A 17,315-nucleotide genomic window follows, 5' to 3' on the forward strand; every position below is an offset into this window, starting at 1 on the left:
ACCGGAGCGGCCGGTCCGCGGGCCCGGGGGGTCTCCCCCGCCGGGCCCGCGCGCGTCTAGGCGGTCACGGGTACGGCCACCCGGCCGCCCTGCAGGTCCACGTCGATGGTCTGCCGGTACAGGCGCAGCCAGTTGCCGCCGCACAGCTTCTCGATCTCGGCGTCGGAGAAGCCGGCCTTGGCCAGCCCGGCGGGGATGTTGCCGAACTGGGCCGCCGTCTCGAACCACTCCGGGTCCGGCACGACCGGCGACTGCCCCGGCTTGCCCGCCCCGTACTCGGGGCCGCGCGTCCAGTGCCCCTTGCGCATCTCCACCATGTGCTCCTCGGTGAGGAAGCGCCCGAGGTCGGACCCGACGCCGACGTGGTCGACACCGATCCGCTCCACGGTGCGGGCGACTAGCTCGCACCAGCTCTCGACGGTCTCGCACCACTCGCCGGCGATGTTCGGGTACATCGTCAGGCCGAGCACCCCGCCGCGCTCGGCGAGCGCGTCGATGACCTCGGGCCGCTTGTTGCGGGCGTGGTCGAAGAACTCGCGCGGATTGGCGTGGTTGATCGCCACCGGAACGGCCGAGGCGTGGATGGCGTCGTAGGAGGTCCGGTCGCCCACGTGGGAGCAGTCGACGACGATGCCGCAGCGGTTCATCTCCTGGACGGCGTTGCGGCCGAAGCGGGTCAGGCCCGCGTCGGTGGTCTCGTAGCAGCTCGCGCCCAGGGTGTTCTGGATGTTGTAGGTGAGCTGCATGACCCGCAGGCCCATGCGCGCGAACAGCTCGATGTAGTCGAGCCGGTCCTCGATCGGGGAGGCGTTCTGGGTCCCCATGAGGACGGCGGTACGGCCTTCGGCGGCCGCCGCCTCGATGTCGGCCGTGGAGTACGCGATCCGTACGAGGTCGGCGTTGTCGCGTTCCATGCCGTACCAGTCGGCGAGGGCCTGCATGGTCTCCGCCGCGTTCTCCCAGAACGCGATGGTGTTCGTCACGCAGTCCACGCCCCCGGTGCGCAGTTCCTCGAAGACCGTCCGGTTGAAGACGCCGCACTCGAGTCCGTCGATGTTCATCGCTGCTCCTGCTCCTTCTTGGCCGTGCCGCCGACGAAGTCCACGTCGTCGGTGAGATCGGGTTCGATCACGCCGTTCTCGTCGACGGCGGTCGCGCCGGCGTGCTTGAGGGAGGTGACCGACTCGGTGGACAGCGCGCGTGCGGAGTCCTCGAACAGCGACCACCACAGGACCGCGGAGGTCTCCACCCCGGTGCGTGCCGCGCGGGCGGCGGGCAGCGAGCCGACGAGCGGCAGCAGGCGCAGCAGCTCGGGGTCGTCGGGCAGTTCGGGCGCCCGGCGTTCCATGACGAGGAGTACGCCGTCCCCGGCCAGGCCGTCGGGCACCGGGGGCAGACCGGCGGCCGGTGCGTCGGCCGAGGGGGCGGGCGTCACGGTGAGGACCACGCCGCGGTCGGTGCCCTGGTGCTCCAGTACGGCGGCGAGGCCGGGGTGCTCGACGCGCCCCGCCCACAGGGTGACCCGCTCCCCGGGTTCGGCCTGGAGCAGGTCGAGCAGCGCGGGGGCGACGACGAGGGCGCTCTGGCCCATGCAGTCGACCACGAGCGCGCCCGGGGCCTCGGCCGCGATCTCCACCCGGCCGGAGCCGGCGCGGTCGGCGGCGCTCAGCCCCTCGGAGAGGAACTGGAGGGCGGGCAGTCCGGCTGCCTGGGCGTGCAGCACCAGGTCGCGCACGGCGGGTACGGCGCCGAGGGCGAGGCCCTGGGCCTGGAGCAGCCGCTCGCTGATCAGCCGCAGTTCGCGCAGTGACAGCCGGAGGGTCTCGGCGTCGGAGGCGTTCTGCCGGGTGCGGCCCAGGCGGTCGACGGTGCCGTCGCTCCCGGGGGCGCTGGTGAGCGTGGCGGAGGTCATCGGGCGGCTCCGTTCGAGGGGGCGGGTACGGGGGCTTCGAGGGCGAGGGTGTCGGCGGGGCGCGGTACGGCCGGCCAGAACCACGGGCCCGCGGCGCCGGCGCCCAGGTCGGCCGCGGTGGGCGCGCCCTGGAAGATCACGCCCCGCAGGTCGCGTCCCAGGTAGTCCTTGGTGCGTTCCAGGCCGTAGAGGGCCGCGTTGGCCAAGCGGATGATCCGCGCGGGCACGAAGGCGGCGTCGCGGATGTTGGCGTGCGGGACGGCGTACGCGTGCCCGGCGAGGGACTGGAGGCGTTCGACGGCTCCCCGCAGCTCGGGACGGCGTGCGAGCAGGCGTCCGACGGGCAGCGCCGGGTCCTCGGCGGCGAGTACGCCGTCGAGGTGCTGGACCATGCCGGGCACGTCCACGGTGAGGTCGACGGTGCCCTCGGGCAGTTCGGAGGTGGCGCCGCACCGGGGCTCCTCGGCGGACCGGGACTTGTACCAGGTGTTGGCGACCGCGCCCGGTGCGGTCCGGTCGACGGCGAGGGCCCAGGCGTACTGCTCGGCGAGCAGCGCGCGAAGCTCTCCGACGGCCGTCGAACCGTCCCGGCGAAACGTTTCGTCGACGGTGAGTTCCGCCGCGAGCCGGTCCGACTCCCCGGGGTCGAGTTCGGTGAGCACGGAGTTGACCACCTCGGCGGCCTCGTCGCAGACGCCCTCGACGCCGTCGACCAGCTCGGCCACCGTCGGCACCCGGCCGTCCGCCCCGGCCGCCGCGGCGCGCTGGGGGATCGCGGCGAGTACGCGGCGCAGGTCGGCGACGATCCGCTCGGCGGGGGTGAAGCAGGTGTACTCGTTGACGTCTTCGCTGTGGTACAGCGCGGCCCGCTCCAGCAGGGCGACCAGTGCGTCCCCGACGGCGCTGCCGGGCGCCGCTCCGAGGCCGCGGGCATGGCACAGGGCCTGCTCGCGCAGCGAGATCCAGCGGTCCACCAGCACCGGGTGGTTGCCGACCCAGAGGACCAGTCCGAGCGCGGAGCTGTTGCCGACGCCGAGGAAGCGGCGGACCTGCGGATCGAGGGCCACCGCGGTGTCCGAACGGCGGGCGGCCAGTGCATCGACCAGGTCCGCGCTCAGCTCGCGCATCATGTAGGCGGACAGCAACTGCGCGTGGTACGGCACCGCCAGCGGGTGGTCCTCGCCGTACGCCACGAACGCCCGCGTGCCGAAGGTGCCGTTTCCGTCGAGACCGATGTTGCGCATGAGGTAGCCGACGCGGGCGAGGGCGACGGTGTCGGGTTGCCGGCCTGCGGCCAGTGCCTCCACGACGTGCTCGAAGACGCGCAGCGAACGGTTGGCGCGGCACCAGGTGAGTGTGTGCGCCGTGGCCCGGCCGTGGTAGAGGCGCGGCATCTCGTTGCGGGTGTGCTCGATGTCCTCGGCCGTGGCGGGTCCGTCGAGGAGGGCGCCCATCATGTCCCAGCCCAGGTCGAAGATGCGCAGGGTGCGCTCCTGGGACGAGGGCGGGAAGGCGAAGGCGACGAAGTCCATCACCCGGTCCGCCGTGTGGATGCGGTAGACGGCCTCGCCGCTGCCGTCCGCCTCGACGGTCAGCGAGCGCCGCTCGACGCGCCAGTCCTCGCGCAGCATCCGGTTGACCAGGGAACGGGCCGACGAGAGGCGCCCGGCCTGAAGGGAGGAGAGCGCGGTCGGGGTCATGAGCTCGGCGGCCGGCCGGCCGGTGGGCCCGGCCGGGCTGGGCTGTGGTGCCACGGATGGTTCCTTTCGTACGGGTCACGCGGTGGGGTGCCGCCGCGGGCGAGCGGCGGCCGTCGCCGGTGGAGCCGGCGATCCGGCGTGTGCGGGGCGGCAGGGCGGGTGCGGGCGGGCAACAGGGCAGAGGACAGCCCGGAGCCGGGTACGCGGAGGGTGTGAACGGGGCGACGCCGACAGGGGGTGCGGGCCGGCCGCGAGGTGGTGCGCCGGGGTGGCGGGGCACGCCCCGGTCAGGGGCGGCGGCGCCTGGATGCCGCGTGGGACCGTGTCCGGACGGACGAGGGCCGGCACGGTGCGGGTGGGGGGCAGACTGCGGACGGAGTCCGGGTCAGGACCCGGTGGCGGGGATTCGGACGGCGGCGGTCACCTGCTCCCGGAGACGATCTTGGTGACGCGGGCAGCGCAGGCCATGGCGTCGCCCGCCGCGGCCTCGGCGTCGAAGCGGACCATCGGGCCGACCACGGACAGGGCGGCCATCACCCGGCGTCTGGCGTCGAAGACCGGGGCCGCCACGGCGACCGTCGGTTCCAGCCGGTTCGGCAGCGAGATCGCGTAGCCGAGGTGCCGAATGTGCTCCAGTTCCTCGTCGCGGGCGGTGGGTACCCCCGCGTCCCGCAGCGCCGCCAGATCGTGCGGCAGCGCCCATGCGGTGAGCACCCGGCCGGAGGCCGTGTCGGAGATCGGCATCCGTGCCTCGATCCTGGAGTCGACGCGCAGCAGCCGGTCCACTTCGACCCGCTGCACTATCCGGGCGGAGTCGCCGTCGAGGACGGCCAGGGACACCGTCTCGTCGACCAGGGCGGCCAGTTCCTCCATCGCCGCGGTGGCCCGGTGGCCGAGCCCGGCCTGGGCGAACGCGGCGTCGGAGAGCCTGGAGACGCGGAGGCTGAGCCGGTAGGTCCCGTCCTCCGCCTGCTCGGCCCAGCCGCCGGCGCACAGCGTCACCAACTGCCGGTGCACATAGCCCCGGTTACCGCCGGTACGACGCGCGAGCTCGGAGACACCCACACCCTGCGGCTCGTCGGCCAGGGCGGCGAGGACCTCCAGCGTCTTGAGCGACGAGGTGAGGATCTGAGTGACCACTGCGCTGTCTCCTATAAGAGGACACTGTCTCCGATCGGGATGCGTCACTTAAACACCGCACCGGTCGGGCCGTCAATGGTCACCGGGAGAGAAACATCAGACACACCATCAGTCACGACGTCTCCCTGCGTTCGCCTTGGATTTGACCTGGATAAATCTGTCCGACTTAGGAAAGCAAGGACCTGCTGGCGGGACGAGGAGTCTCCCACCTGTCTTCTATACGGAGACGGCGAACTCTGCCGACGGCTCCGCGCTCCCGACCCACGGGCCGGTCGTGACCGAGGATGTCGAGAAGGCGCCACCGGCTGCGTCCCAGAGGTACCAGCGCCCACAGCGGCACGAGAAAGAAGGAGAAGCCAACATGGCGATTCAGCGGATGGACAACGTCGGCATCGTGGTCGAGGACATGGATGGCGCCGTCGCGTTCTTCGAGGAACTCGGTATGGAGTTGGAGGGCCGGGCGGAAGTGGGAGGTCTCGTCGCCGACCAGTGCACCGGACTCGAGGGCGTCCGCTGCGACATCGCGATGCTCCGGACCCCGGACGGTCACAGCCGACTCGAGCTGGCGAAGTACCGCAGCCCCGCGGCGATCAGTGCCGGGCCGCGCAATCAGCCGCACAACGTCCTGGGCACGCATCGCGTCATGTTCGCCGTCGACGACATCGAGGACACCGTGGCCCGCCTGCGCGGGCACGGCGCCGAACTCGTCGGCGAGTTGGCACAGTACGAGGACAGCTACCGGCTCTGCTACGTCCGCGGGCCCGAGGGCGTCATCGTCGGCCTGGCCGAGCAACTCGGCTGAAGCCCGGCGTGGGAGCCGGTCCAACCCGAACGCCTCTGGCGCATCCGGATCGCCGGCGACACGGCGAGCGTCGGCACCGGGCGGAGCCGCTCACCACCCCCTGAGACGACCCCCCTCCCGGTCCGCCTCCCCGGTCCGCACCCCGCACCCCGCCCCCCGGTCCGCGCCCCGGCCACCCAGCCGTTCACCGAGATCGTGCGCGGCGGGCCGCGGACTTCGGATCACGCAGGGATTGAGGCGAGACGGTTCGTCTTGCTATGGTGCTGTCATGGGTTTCCTTTTCTTCTTCGTCTGAGTCCGGGCACGGCCGATACGGCCGTTTCTGCTGCCCGTAGACCCTTCGTATGCCCAGGGAAAGCCCATGCGCGATCGCGCCCGTACGAACCTGCCTGCCAACGGCTCCGCCGCTGTCGCGCAGTTGTCCGTGAAGTCCGTCACCAAGTCCTACGGCACCCGGACCATCCTCGACCAGGTCTCCTTCACCGTCCGGCCGGGCGAGAAGGTCGCCGTCGTCGGTGAGAACGGTTCCGGCAAGTCCACCCTGCTGCGGCTGCTGGCCGCGGCCGAGACCCCGGAGACCGGGGAGATCACCGTGCGCTTCCCCGGCGGCACCGGACACCTCGCTCAGACGCTGGACCTCGATGCGGACTCCACCGTGCAGGACGCCGTCGACCTCGCCCTGTCCGAGCTGCGCGGCATGGAGCGAAGGCTCCGTGCCGCGGAGGAGTCCCTCGCCGACGCCTCGGACGAGGAACTCGCCTCGTACGGCGCGCTGCTGACCGCCTACGAGGAACGCGGTGGATACGAGGCGGACGCCCGGGTGGATGCCGCCATGCATGGACTCGGGCTCGCCCGGATCACGCGTGACCGCCTGCTCGGCTCATTGTCCGGCGGCGAGCAGTCGCGGCTCGCACTCGCCGGTGTCCTGGCCGCCGCCCCCGAGCTGCTGCTCCTGGACGAGCCTACGAACCACCTCGACGGGGCGGCCGTGCGCTGGCTGGAGGAGCACCTGCGCGCACACCGCGGCACCGTCGTCGCGGTCACCCACGACCGCGGCTTCCTGGAGCGCCTCGCCACCACGATCCTCGAGGTCGACCGGGACGAGCGCACCGTGCACCGGTACGGCGACGGCTGGACCGGCTACCGCGCCGCGAAGACCGCCGCCCGGCGCGGAGCGGAGCAGCGGTACGCGGACTGGGTCGAGGAGGTGCACCGCGTGGAGGAACTGCTGGAGGCCGCGGGCAGGCGGCTCGCCGGCACCGGTCGCGACCCGAAGCAGGGCTTCGGCAAGCACCGCCGCTCCAGCGAGGCGAAGCTGGGCGGCCAGGTGCGCTCCGTGCGGGAGCGCCTGGCCCAGCTGCGCCGCAACCCCGTGACGGCGCCGCCGGAACCGCTCCGGTTCACGACCCCGTTGTCGCCGGTCGACGGCGCCCCGCCCCTGGACACGCTCGCCGAACTCGACCACGTACGGGTCGGAGAACGGCTGCACCTGGACGGACTCCTGACGATCGAGCCCGCAGCGCGGCTCCTGGTCACGGGAGAGAACGGCGCCGGCAAGACGACGCTGCTTCGCGTCCTCGCAGGCGATCTGCGTCCCGACGCGGGCACCGCGCGCCGCCCCGGCCGGATCGGCTACCTCCCCCAGGAACTGTCCGTGCACACCACGCGCCTGCCGCTGCTGGCCGCTTTCGCCGCCGGGCGGCCCGGGCTGCCGGACGAGTACGCCGGACAACTCCTGTCCCTGGGCCTGTTCCGCGAGGAGGACCTGCGGGTGCCGGTCGCCGCGCTGTCCAAGGGACAGCAGCGGCGGCTGCAGATCGCGACCCTGGTGACCCGGCCCGCGGACCTCCTCGTCCTGGACGAACCGACCAACCACATCGCCCTCGACCTGGTCGAGGACCTCCAGACAGCGCTCGCGGCGTACCCGGGGGCGGTGGTCGCGGTCTCGCACGACCGCGGCTTCCGTGCCCGCTTCGCGGCCGAAGAGCTGGAGCTGCGCGCCGGCCGCGGGTGTGTGGTCGGTTCGTCCCGACGGTGAGTGCGATGTGGGTCCGCGGCGTGCTACGGGCCCACGCGGACGCCGTACAGGGCGGGGCGGCCGAGGCGGACCGGGACTCCGGGTGAGTAGAGGACGCTGACCGGGTCGGCTGTCGGGGCCGGTATCCCGGCACTCGCGACCAGGTCCTCGTCGCACGAGAGGAGCCGGGCCCGGTGCAGGGGCCAGCGGGGATGGTGGTTGGGCAGGTACGCCGCCCCGCCGGAGAACCTGTTGTGCATGCCCCAGCGGGCGGTGAGGAAGTGCTCCAGGGGCGTGGGCTCGTGGATGCGTTCGCCGGTCCGCAGGGTGATGCGGCTGTGGGCGCCGCGCGATCCCGGCCAGCGGCGTGAGCTGGTGTACGTCAGTGTGTCGCCCACGGAGCGGACGGTCATGCGGGACCACAGGTAGGGCAGCCGGAAGCCGAACCGCCCCATCAGCACCGGTACCAGCCGCGAGGCGTCCATCGACCGGAAGACCACCCCGCGCCGCCCGTGCGCGTCCACGCTGTACAGACGCACGTTCGTCTCCGGGAACGAGCCGAGGTAGGGGACTCCGGGCAGCCGGAACCAGCCGACCCGGTGCATGCGGAAGGCGACGAGCCCGACGTACGTGAGCCCGTCGTGCGTGTCGGGGACGGTGCCGCGCGGCATCAGTCCCGCCACGGCGGCGGGCTCGACGGCCCAGTGGACGAAGGCGAGGTCGAGCCACTCCTGGGTGAGGAGCGGCAGCCGTATCGGCGCGGGGGCGTCGGGGGTGACGGCGCTGGGCTTCTGCACGGCGCAAGGATGACAGACGGACGGGCCGTGCCGGACGGCCGGCCGTCCGGCCACCGCGGGAATCATCGCGTGATTGACCCTCGACCTGGTCAAGGGCTCAGAGTTCGGGACGTGGAGAGCGAGATGCGCAGCATCGGTGAGATGGCCCGCGACAGCGGACTGGGCGTGAGCGCCCTGCGGTTCTACGACCGTGCCGGCGTGCTGGTCCCCGCCTGGGTCGATCCCGCCAGTGGCTACCGCTGGTACGGCCCCGAGCAGCTCGACGAGGCCAGGTTGCTGTCCCGGCTGCGGCGGGCCGGCATGCCGCTGGCGGACATCCGGCTGGTCCTGGCCGGCTGGTCCGGCGCGGACGCGGACCTGGTGCGAAGGCTTCTCCAGGCGCACCTGCGCCGTCTCGAACGGGGGCTGGCCGAGGCCCGCGGCGAGTTCTCCACGCTCCGAGCCCTACTCGATCACCGGGAGGATCCCATGACCACCTCGCCTCGTTCCGGCACCGTCCACCTGTCCCTTCCCGCCTCCGCACTGGCGGCGGCACTCGACGCCGTCCGGTTCGCCGTCGGCAAGGACCCCGACCTGCCGATGCTCGGCGGGGTCCTGTTCGAGGTCGAGGGCGACGCGCTCCACGTCGTGGCCACCGACCGGTACCGGATGGCCGTCGCGCGCACGGATGCCGTGCGACACGGGGAGTCGCGCGAGCACGTCATCGTGCCCGCACCGCTGGTCGACGCGATGCGCGCGCTGCTGACGGACGACGAGCCCGCCCGCTTCGCCGTGGAGGGCGACCGCGTGACGCTGGAGACGGGCGAGCGCCAGGCGTCGGGGCAGCGTCTGGCCCACGACTTCCCCGACTACCGCCGTCTCGTCCAGCTGCCGCCCGGGCGGCGGGTCGTCGTCGACGTGCCCGCGCTCCGGCAGGCGCTGGAGACCGGTCCCGTCCGGGTGACCGAGGAGCGCGAGCCCGGCAGGTCCGCGCGGGACGTGAGCGTGCTGACGACGGTCGACGACGGCACGGTGACCGTCTGCGGGGACGGCGACGGGCACGGGGGCAGGAGCGGGGACGGCGACGGGCAGGGGCACGGGGACAGGGTCGGCGTCGACCGCGGGTTCCTGCTGGACGCGCTCGCCGCCGCGGACCGGGACCGGCTCGTGCTGGAGTTCGGCGCCGCCCCCACGGCACCGCTGGCGATCCGCCGGACGGACGACGAGGGCACGTTCTCGCTGCTGATGCCGGTCCGCCTGGACGACTGACCGGGGCCGGGGCCCGGCGCCCTCTCCGCAGCCCGTCCTCGGCGCTCGGTCCCCGGCGCCCACGGCGTTGTCAGTGGGCTCGCCTAGAGTCGGCAGCACTTGATCACCGCGGTGCGGGGAGGCACTCATGGGGTGGGTGACAGCCGGGGACCACGAGGTCGCCCGGGACGACGGGCAGGTGGTCTGCCGCAACGCCGCAGGACGAAGGCTGAAGCGGATGCCGGCCAAGCTCGCGGACGATCCCGCGCCCGGTCCGGACCGCCGGCACGGTCACCCGCTTCGTCACCCCGCCCGTGGAGCGGCGGAAGCCGTAGCGGAACCGCGCTCCGGCAGATTCGTGCCGTGAACCGCGTGCTCTGTGACCGCTGCCCGTCCCCACCGGAAGATCCGTCGATGACCACCACCCTCTCCCCCGGCACCGCCCGTCAGATCGTGCCGCCCGAGGACCGGTACGCCGTAGAACTGGCCTTCCTCGCCGCCTACGACGACGGTCCGCGCCCGCCCGCCTGGCGGCTCACGCCCCGCGCCGTGGTCACCTTCGTCATGGGCAGCGCCGGCCGCGCCCTGAAGCTGCCCGAGGAAGCCGAGGCGCCCGGGGGCGTACCGCGCCGGCTGGTGGTGGAGGGCAAGTTCGTGGGCGACCGGGCGCTGGTCGAACGGTGCGTCGTCACGCTCGCCGGGGAGCGCGGACTGCTGCTCGTCGGCGAGCCCGGCACCGCCAAGTCCCTGCTGTCCGAGTTGCTTTCGGCGGCCGTGTGCGGCACCAGCGGCCTGGTGGTGCAGGGCACGGCGGGGACGACCGAGGACCAGCTCAAGTACGGCTGGAACTACGCCCTGCTGCTCGCCCAGGGTCCCAGCCGGACCGCGCTGGTGCCCTCCCCGGTCCTGACCGCGATGGCCCGGGGCGGCATCGCCCGCGTCGAGGAGGTGACCCGCTGTCTGCCGGAGGTGCAGGACGCCCTGGTCTCCCTGCTCTCCGAGCGGCGCATCGCCGTTCCCGAACTCTCGGGCACCGAGGACGCCCTGGCACACGCCGCCCCCGGCTTCAACCTCATCGCCACCGCCAACCTGCGCGACAAGGGCGTGTCCGAGATGTCCGCCGCCCTCAAGCGCCGCTTCAACTTCGAGACCGTCGGCCCCATCCCGGACCTGGACGCCGAGACGGCCCTGGTCCGCAACCAGGCACGGGCCTCGGTCGAACGGGCGGGCGCCCCCTTCGAGGTCGACGAGGCGGTCCTGGAGGCACTGGTCGTCGCCTTCCGCGACCTGCGCGAGGGCCGGTCGGCGGAGGGCTGGGAGGTCGAGCGCCCCTCCACGGTCATGAGCACCGCGGAGGCGGTGTCGGTCGCGGGCGCGCTGGGGCTGGCCGCGGCGTACTTCCCCGGGGACCGCGACGTGCTGGGCCTGCTGCCGGGGCATCTCCTCGGCGTGGTCCGCAAGGACGACCCCGCCGACGCGGCACGGCTGCGCGGGTACTGGGACGGCCCGGTCCGGCGGCGCGCCGAGCAGGGTTCCGCCACCTGGCGCACCCTGTGGGACCTGCGCACGGTCCTGGAGGGCTGAGCACCGGGTCCCGCTCCCCGTCCTCCCCCGGCTCCCTCTCCCCCACCGCCGCCTCACTCCTGTCCGCGGACGAGGCGGTCTCCGCGCCCACCGGACCCGGGGGTGCCCTTCCTCATCGGCGTACGGCACCACGCGCCGTCCCCGGCGGCCGTCTGCACGGAGGCGGCCGACCGTGCCCTGTGCGCCGCCGCCCGGGGCGCGGGTCCGCCCGGCCCGGCGTGCCTCGGCGACCCCGCCGTTCCGGCGGTCACCGGGAACGGACCGCTCGGCCGGCCGCACCCGCACGATCGGCCCGCCGAGTCCGGGCGGCTCGCCGTAGTATCGGATGATCTCGTGGGGAAGGCGGGCCGACATGGGCAGGCAGCGTCCGGGTACGCCGACGCTGGAGGAGGTGGCCGCCCTCGCAGGCGTGGGCCGGGGCACCGTCTCGAGGGTGATCAACAACGCGACCGGCGTGCGGGACTCGACACGCCGCGCCGTGCAGCAGGCCATCGCCGAGCTGGGGTACGTGCCGAACCTCGCTGCCCGTTCCCTGGCGGGGCACCGTGCCGACGCCGTGGCGCTGGTGATGACGGAGCCCGACTGGCGGCTGTTCGGAGAGCCGTTCTTCAGCGAGATCGTCCAGGCCGTCGGCGACGCCCTCACCGACACCCCGTTGCAGCTGCTGCTCACCCTGGTCCGCACGGACACCGAGCGGCAGCGCTTCGTGGAGTACGCGCGCGGCGGCCGGGTCGACGGGGTGCTGCTCATGTCCGTGCACGCCGAGGACCCGCTGCCGGACATGCTCGCCAAGGCGGGACTGCCCACCGTGATGCTGGGGCGGCGTTCCGGCGAGGAGAGCGTCACCTACGTCGACGCCGACAACGCGGGCGGTGCGCGCGGCGCGGTCACGCACCTGCTGGACGCCGGCCGCCGCACGATCGGGGCGATCAGCGGACCGCTCGACATGTACGTCGCCCAGTGCCGCCTGCGCGGGTACCGGGAGGCCCTGGAGACGGCGGGCGTGGTGGCCGGGGCGTCGCTGGTCGTCGAGGGGGGCGACTTCACCGAGGAGAGCGGGCAGCGGGCGACGACCGAGTTGCTCGCCCGGCACCCGGATCTGGACGCGGTCTTCGCCGCCTCGGACACGCTGGCCGCCGGGGCGCTCAACGCGCTGCGCGCGGCGGGCCGGCGGGTGCCTCAGGACGTCGCCGTGATCGGCTTCGACGACTTCCACCCGGCCCGTCCCACGGACCCGCCGCTGACGACGGTCCGCCAGCCGCTGAAGGAGATCGGCCGCACGATGGTGCGACTGCTGCGGGAGGAGATGGAGGACCCCGCCGCCGCCTGGCGGCACGTCATCCTCCGTACGGAACTGGTGCTCCGGGACTCCGCCTGAGCGACGCGGCCTGGCGGGAGCGCTCCCGGCGGGGCCTCTCCCACCTGCGCCTTCGAGAATCGTTCGACAACTCTGGCGCGCACAGTCTTGTCAGGAACATGAACCGCTTCTACAGTCCCCATCAACCGGTAAGTGGGAGCGCTCCCATCAGTGGGGAGTTGGGAGCGCTCCCGCACCGGCCCCTCCTTCCCCCCACCCCACCCGGAGAGGCCCCATGCGAACGCTACGGCCCCAAGTCCGCGCCCCCCGCGGTCTCTTAGGCGCCCTGGGCGCGGCCCTGGCGACCTTCGCCCTCGTCGCGTCCCTGGTGACCGCCGCGGCACCGGCCCAGGCGGACACCACCCTCTGCGAACCCTTCGGGACGACGACGATCCAGGGACGGTACGTCGTCCAGAACAACCGCTGGGGTTCCAGCGCCCCCCAGTGCGTCACCGCCACCGACACCGGATTCCGGCTCGCGCAGGCCGACGGCTCGGTGCCGACCAACGGGGCACCCAAGTCGTACCCGTCGGTCTTCAACGGCTGCCACTACACGACCTGTTCGCCGGGCACCAACCTCCCCGCCCGGCTCGACACCGTCTCCGAGGCGCCGTCCAGCATCTCGTACGGCTTCGTCGACGGCGCCGTCTACAACGCCTCGTACGACATCTGGCTGGACCCGACCGCCCGGACCGACGGCGTCAACCGGACCGAGATCATGATCTGGTTCAACCGGGTGGGCCCGATCCAGCCCATCGGTTCGCCGGTGGGCACGGCCACGGTCGGCGGACGGGCCTGGGAGGTCTGGAGCGGCAGCAACGGCTCCAACGACGTGCTGTCGTTCGTGGCACCGTCGGCGATCACCGGCTGGAGCTTCGACGTCATGGACTTCGTCCGGGCGACCGTGGCCCGCGGACTCGCCGAGGACGACTGGTACCTGACGAGCGTTCAGGCCGGGTTCGAGCCCTGGCAGAACGGCGCCGGACTGGCCGTGAACTCCTTCTCCTCCACCGTCGAGACCGGCGGCACCCCGGGCGGCACGGACCCCGGCCCCGATCCCGGTGACGCTTCGGCGTGCGCGGTGTCGTACGGCACCAACGTCTGGCGGGACGGCTTCACCGCGGACGTCACCGTCACCAACACCGGTACGGCTCCCGTCGACGGCTGGCGGCTCGCCTTCACCCTGCCCTCGGGCCAGCGGATCACCAATGCCTGGAACGCGTCCGTGGCTCCGTCCACGGGCGCCGTCACGGCGACCGACGCGAGCCACAACGCCCGGATCGCACCCGGCGGCAGCCTGTCGTTCGGCTTCCAGGGCACCTACGCCGGAGCGTTCGCCGAGCCGGCCGACTTCCGTCTCGGCGACACCGCCTGCACCACCGCCTGACCCGCCCCCCCCCACCGCCTCCCCGCCCGTCCGGCGAAGCGCCCGCCCCGGACGGGCGGGGGCTCCATCCCCGATCTTGTCATGGACCGATCACCAACCAGCTCACCTACGGACCGGAACCAGGAGACCCCTATGGTTCGACGCACCAGACTCCTTTCCCTGGCGGCGGTACTGGCCACCCTGCTCGGCTCGCTCGGTGTGACCCTCCTGCTCGGGCAGGGGCGGGCCGAGGCGCACGGCGTGGCGATGATGCCCGGCTCCCGCACCTACCTGTGCCAGCTGGACGCCAAGACCGGCACCGGCGCCCTCGACCCGACGAACCCGGCCTGTCAGGCCGCGCTCGACCAGAGCGGTGCGACGGCCCTGTACAACTGGTTCGCCGTCCTCGACTCCAACGCGGGCGGCCGCGGCGCCGGTTACGTGCCGGACGGCACCCTGTGCAGCGCCGGCGACCGTTCCCCGTACGACTTCTCCGCCTACAACGCCGCCCGCTCGGACTGGCCCCGCACGCACCTGACGTCGGGGGCGACGATCCCGGTGCAGTACAGCAACTGGGCGGCCCACCCGGGTGACTTCCGGGTGTACCTGACCAAGCCGGGCTGGTCGCCCACGTCCGAGCTGGGCTGGGACGACCTGGAGCTGATCCAGACGGTGACCAACCCGCCCCAGCAGGGCTCGCCGGGCACCGACGGAGGCCACTACTCCTGGGATCTCGCGCTGCCGTCCGGCCGCTCGGGTGACGCGCTGATCTTCATGCAGTGGGTGCGCTCGGACAGCCAGGAGAACTTCTTCTCCTGCTCGGACGTCGTCTTCGACGGCGGCAACGGCGAGGTCACCGGCATCCGCGGTTCCGGCAGCACGCCCGACCCGGAGCCCACGCCGACCCCGACGGACCCGACCACCCCGCCCACGCACACCGGTTCCTGCATGGCCGTGTACTCCGTGGAGAACTCCTGGAGCGGTGGCTTCCAGGGCTCGGTCGAGGTGATGAACCACGGCACCGAGCCGCTGAACGGCTGGGCCGTGCAGTGGCGGCCGGGCAGCGGGACCACGCTCGGCGGGGTGTGGAACGGATCACTGTCCAGCGGCTCCGACGGTACGGTCAAGGTCCGGAACGTGGACCACAACCGCGTCATCCCACCGGACGGGAGCGTGACCTTCGGCTTCACCGCCACGTCGACGGGCAATGACTTCCCGGCCGACTCGATCGGCTGTGTGACTCCCTGAGCCTCTGAGCCTCTGAGGCCCTGACACTCTGGCTTACTGACGCACGCCCGACACGTGCCGGGACACGGTCGGCGGGACCCCTCAGGGCTCCCGCCGACCTCACGTGCCGGTTACAAATCGCTCAACCTCTGGTTGCGACGCGGTGATCGGGCGACGATAGGGCCATGACTCCGGCCCAGCGCGCCTTCGAGCGGCTGCAAGCCTGGCCCGACCTCTCGGCGGGCCCGGCCAGTTGCGGAACCGGACGGGCACTGTGCTCCGTCCGCGACGAGATCGTCCACTTCCACTCGGACCGTGACGTGGACCTCCACCTGACCCACCGGGCCATCCAGCGCTTCCAGTACGACCTGGGCGGCTCCACCGCCATCCATCTGGTGCCGGGCTCCCGTTGGGTGACCGTGCACCTGGACTGCGACGCGGACGTCGACCTGCTGCTGAGCCTGGTGAGCATCGCGCTCAAGGCCCATCAGTCCCGGCCCCCGACCGACCTGGCCGCCAACCCTTCGGGGACCGCCGGTCTCTCGGCGTCCCAGGGATGCAACTTCCGCCGGGTCACGGTGCTTCCGCGCGCCGCGGCCGGGGAGGCCTGAGCCCGGCCGCGGCGACGACCGCGCCGAGCACGCAGAGGGCGCCCGTGACGACCACGGCCATGTGGACGCCGTTCATGAACGCCTGCCCGCTGCCCTCCACCACGGCGGCCCGCAGCCCGGCCGGCATGTCGCCGGAGACGGGCGCCACGCCCATCGCCACGGCGTCCCCGGCCTCCTGGAGACCGTGGGCCACGGCCGGGGGCACGCCCGCGCCAGTCAGCTCACCGGTGAGGGTGCTGCCCACCTTGGCGCTGATCAGGGAGACCAGCACGGAGGTTCCGAGCGCGCCGCCGATCTGCAGCGTCGTCGCCTGGAGACCTCCCGCCACCCCGCCGTCCCGGACGGGGGCGTTGCCCACGATGGCGTCGGAGGAGGCGGACATCACCATGCCGACGCCGAGGCCGAGCGCGATGAACGGCGGCCACATCGTGGCGTAGGCGGAGTCGGTCTGCCAGGTGAGCATGCCGAAGCACGAGGCCGCCTGGAGCAGCATGCCCACCGGCATGGTCAGCCGGGGCCCGAAGCGCTGGGTCAGGGCCGCGCCCAGCGGCGAGGCGACCAGCGAGGCGAGGCTGAGCGGGAGCGTCCGCACGCCCGCCTCGACCGGCGTGAAGCCGCGCACGTTCTGCAGGTACAGCATGACGAAGAAGATCACGCCGAGCATCACGAAGAAGTTCAGCGCGGTGATGACCGCGCCGATGGTCAGCGCGCGGCTGCGGAACAGGCGCATCGGCAGCAGCGGGTGCTCCACGCGGGTCTCGTACCGGCCGAACACGACCAGGAGGACCAGGCCGGCGGCGACGGCGCCGAGGGTGCCGGCGGAGGTCCAGCCCCAGGTCTCGCCCTTGACCACGCCGAAGACGACGGCCAGCAGACCGAGGGCGAGCAGGACGAGGCCGGGTATGTCGAAGCGCTCGCGGCCCGCGGCGTTGCGGCTCTCCGGGAGGACGAGCGCACCGAAGACGATGGCGGCGACCCCGATGGGGGCGTTGATGTAGAACACCGACTCCCAGTCGACGTGCTCCACGAGGAGGCCGCCGACGATGGGCCCGAGGGCCGTCGCGACGGCGGAGACCATGGCCCAGATGCCCACGGCCATGCCGAACTTCTTCGGCGGGAAGACGGAGCGGAGCAGTCCGAGGGTGTTGGGCATGAGCAGTCCGCCGAAGGCGCCCTGGAGGGCGCGGAAGGCGACGACGCCCTCGATCGAACCGGACAGGCCGATGGCCACGGAGGCGAGGGTGAAGCCGGCGACACCCACCAGGTAGTAGGTGCGGCGGCCGAAGCGGTCGCCGAGCTTGCCGCCCAGGATGAGGGTGGCGGCGAGGGCGAGCAGGTAGGAGTTGGTCACCCACTGGAGTTGGGCGGTGGACGCGTGCAGGTCGCTGCCGATCTCGGGGTTGGCGATGGCGACGACGGACCCGTCGAGCTGGACCATGAACAGGCCGAACGCGACGGCGAGGAGGGTCAGCCACGGGTTGGACCGCAGGCGGCCGGCCGGCCGTGGGGCCGAGTCGGTCCCGGCCGCGGGCAGGGCGGAGTGATCCACGGACGTGGAGGGCATGGCGGAGTCTT

14 protein-coding genes and 1 pseudogene are annotated in these 17,315 nt (G+C 72.9%); 9 read left to right on the plus strand and 6 right to left on the minus strand.

All coding sequences use genetic code 11. The annotated features are described in order from the left end of the window. Positions 1 to 56: 56 nt before the first annotated feature. The 4 genes from ACZ6IM_RS07285 to ACZ6IM_RS07300 all read right to left on the minus strand — a co-directional run bounded on the left by ACZ6IM_RS07285 (position 57) and on the right by ACZ6IM_RS07300 (position 4,752). The gene (locus tag ACZ6IM_RS07285) at positions 57 to 1,061 is read right to left on the minus strand and encodes a membrane dipeptidase (protein ID WP_469554773.1); all 1,005 of its coding nucleotides are present in this window, start codon (positions 1,059 to 1,061) and stop codon (positions 57 to 59) included. After that, the gene (locus tag ACZ6IM_RS07290; RefSeq protein ID WP_469554776.1) at positions 1,058 to 1,912 is read right to left on the minus strand and encodes a hypothetical protein; all 855 of its coding nucleotides are present in this window, start codon (positions 1,910 to 1,912) and stop codon (positions 1,058 to 1,060) included. Before ACZ6IM_RS07290 ends, ACZ6IM_RS07285 begins: the two co-directional genes overlap by 4 nt. Next, entirely contained in the window at positions 1,909 to 3,666 is a 1,758-nt protein-coding gene (locus ACZ6IM_RS07295) for a hypothetical protein (RefSeq protein WP_469554778.1), read from the minus strand. Before ACZ6IM_RS07295 ends, ACZ6IM_RS07290 begins: the two co-directional genes overlap by 4 nt. Before the next feature lie 366 nt (positions 3,667 to 4,032). Continuing rightward, positions 4,033 to 4,752 (minus strand): IclR family transcriptional regulator, encoded by a 720-nt coding sequence (locus ACZ6IM_RS07300; protein WP_052842316.1) that lies wholly within the window; start codon positions 4,750 to 4,752, stop codon positions 4,033 to 4,035. A 361-nt stretch (positions 4,753 to 5,113) separates the two neighbouring features. On the opposite strand from ACZ6IM_RS07300, the gene ACZ6IM_RS07305 reads away from it, so the two are divergent. Both ACZ6IM_RS07305 and abc-f read left to right on the plus strand, forming a co-directional pair. Continuing rightward, positions 5,114 to 5,554 carry a VOC family protein gene (locus tag ACZ6IM_RS07305; RefSeq protein WP_052842315.1) on the plus strand — a complete coding sequence of 147 codons (441 nt, stop codon included), beginning with the start codon at positions 5,114 to 5,116 and terminating at the stop codon, positions 5,552 to 5,554. 361 nt (positions 5,555 to 5,915) lie between these two features. Then, entirely contained in the window at positions 5,916 to 7,592 is a 1,677-nt protein-coding gene (abc-f, locus tag ACZ6IM_RS07310) for a ribosomal protection-like ABC-F family protein (protein ID WP_052842314.1), read from the plus strand. 23 nt (positions 7,593 to 7,615) lie between these two features. Here abc-f and ACZ6IM_RS07315 read toward each other — a convergent pair whose 3' ends face one another. Next, positions 7,616 to 8,368: a YqjF family protein gene (locus ACZ6IM_RS07315; protein ID WP_052842357.1), complete on the minus strand. Its 753-nt coding sequence runs from the start codon at positions 8,366 to 8,368 to the stop codon at positions 7,616 to 7,618. A 123-nt stretch (positions 8,369 to 8,491) separates the two neighbouring features. Between ACZ6IM_RS07315 and ACZ6IM_RS07320 the strand changes: the two genes are divergently transcribed. The 7 genes and pseudogenes from ACZ6IM_RS07320 to ACZ6IM_RS07350 all read left to right on the plus strand — a co-directional run bounded on the left by ACZ6IM_RS07320 (position 8,492) and on the right by ACZ6IM_RS07350 (position 15,740). After that, entirely contained in the window at positions 8,492 to 9,616 is a 1,125-nt protein-coding gene (locus ACZ6IM_RS07320; protein WP_469554784.1) for a DNA polymerase III subunit beta family protein, read from the plus strand. 127 nt (positions 9,617 to 9,743) lie between these two features. Then, positions 9,744 to 9,863, plus strand: a pseudogene (locus ACZ6IM_RS07325) (DUF4132 domain-containing protein); the annotation flags it as partial. A 146-nt stretch (positions 9,864 to 10,009) separates the two neighbouring features. Beyond that, entirely contained in the window at positions 10,010 to 11,179 is a 1,170-nt protein-coding gene (locus ACZ6IM_RS07330; protein ID WP_052842313.1) for an ATP-binding protein, read from the plus strand. Positions 11,180 to 11,531: 352 nt separating this feature from the next. After that, the gene (locus tag ACZ6IM_RS07335) at positions 11,532 to 12,557 is read left to right on the plus strand and encodes a LacI family DNA-binding transcriptional regulator (RefSeq protein WP_469554787.1); all 1,026 of its coding nucleotides are present in this window, start codon (positions 11,532 to 11,534) and stop codon (positions 12,555 to 12,557) included. 214 nt (positions 12,558 to 12,771) lie between these two features. Then, complete coding sequence (locus tag ACZ6IM_RS07340) at positions 12,772 to 13,923, plus strand: glycoside hydrolase family 12 protein (protein ID WP_469554790.1); 1,152 nt, start codon at positions 12,772 to 12,774, stop codon at positions 13,921 to 13,923. 132 nt (positions 13,924 to 14,055) lie between these two features. After that, positions 14,056 to 15,150: a lytic polysaccharide monooxygenase gene (locus tag ACZ6IM_RS07345; protein WP_052839068.1), complete on the plus strand. Its 1,095-nt coding sequence runs from the start codon at positions 14,056 to 14,058 to the stop codon at positions 15,148 to 15,150. Positions 15,151 to 15,314: 164 nt separating this feature from the next. Continuing rightward, entirely contained in the window at positions 15,315 to 15,740 is a 426-nt protein-coding gene (locus ACZ6IM_RS07350) for a luciferase domain-containing protein (protein ID WP_052839067.1), read from the plus strand. Here ACZ6IM_RS07350 and ACZ6IM_RS07355 read toward each other — a convergent pair. Next, the gene (locus ACZ6IM_RS07355) at positions 15,703 to 17,304 is read right to left on the minus strand and encodes an MFS transporter (RefSeq protein ID WP_469554795.1); all 1,602 of its coding nucleotides are present in this window, start codon (positions 17,302 to 17,304) and stop codon (positions 15,703 to 15,705) included. The two genes, ACZ6IM_RS07350 and ACZ6IM_RS07355, sit on opposite strands and share 38 nt — an antisense overlap. Positions 17,305 to 17,315: the final 11 nt, after the last annotated feature.

The sequence above is a fragment of the Streptomyces sp. NPDC042336 genome, from assembly GCF_055581985.1.

Bases quoted from the DNA above. Each gene is read 5' to 3' on its own strand.
- ACZ6IM_RS07285 (WP_469554773.1), bottom strand. From the start codon at position 1,061: ATGAACATCGACGGACTCGAGTGCGGCGTCTTCAACCGGACGGTCTTC.
- ACZ6IM_RS07290 (WP_469554776.1), bottom strand. From the start codon at position 1,912: ATGACCTCCGCCACGCTCACCAGCGCCCCCGGGAGCGACGGCACCGTC.
- ACZ6IM_RS07305 (WP_052842315.1), top strand. From the start codon at position 5,114: ATGGCGATTCAGCGGATGGACAACGTCGGCATCGTGGTCGAGGACATG.
- abc-f (WP_052842314.1), top strand. From the start codon at position 5,916: ATGCGCGATCGCGCCCGTACGAACCTGCCTGCCAACGGCTCCGCCGCT.
- ACZ6IM_RS07320 (WP_469554784.1), top strand. From the start codon at position 8,492: ATGCGCAGCATCGGTGAGATGGCCCGCGACAGCGGACTGGGCGTGAGC.
- ACZ6IM_RS07330 (WP_052842313.1), top strand. From the start codon at position 10,010: ATGACCACCACCCTCTCCCCCGGCACCGCCCGTCAGATCGTGCCGCCC.
- ACZ6IM_RS07335 (WP_469554787.1), top strand. From the start codon at position 11,532: ATGGGCAGGCAGCGTCCGGGTACGCCGACGCTGGAGGAGGTGGCCGCC.
- ACZ6IM_RS07340 (WP_469554790.1), top strand. From the start codon at position 12,772: ATGCGAACGCTACGGCCCCAAGTCCGCGCCCCCCGCGGTCTCTTAGGC.
- ACZ6IM_RS07345 (WP_052839068.1), top strand. From the start codon at position 14,056: ATGGTTCGACGCACCAGACTCCTTTCCCTGGCGGCGGTACTGGCCACC.
- ACZ6IM_RS07350 (WP_052839067.1), top strand. From the start codon at position 15,315: ATGACTCCGGCCCAGCGCGCCTTCGAGCGGCTGCAAGCCTGGCCCGAC.
- ACZ6IM_RS07355 (WP_469554795.1), bottom strand. From the start codon at position 17,304: ATGCCCTCCACGTCCGTGGATCACTCCGCCCTGCCCGCGGCCGGGACC.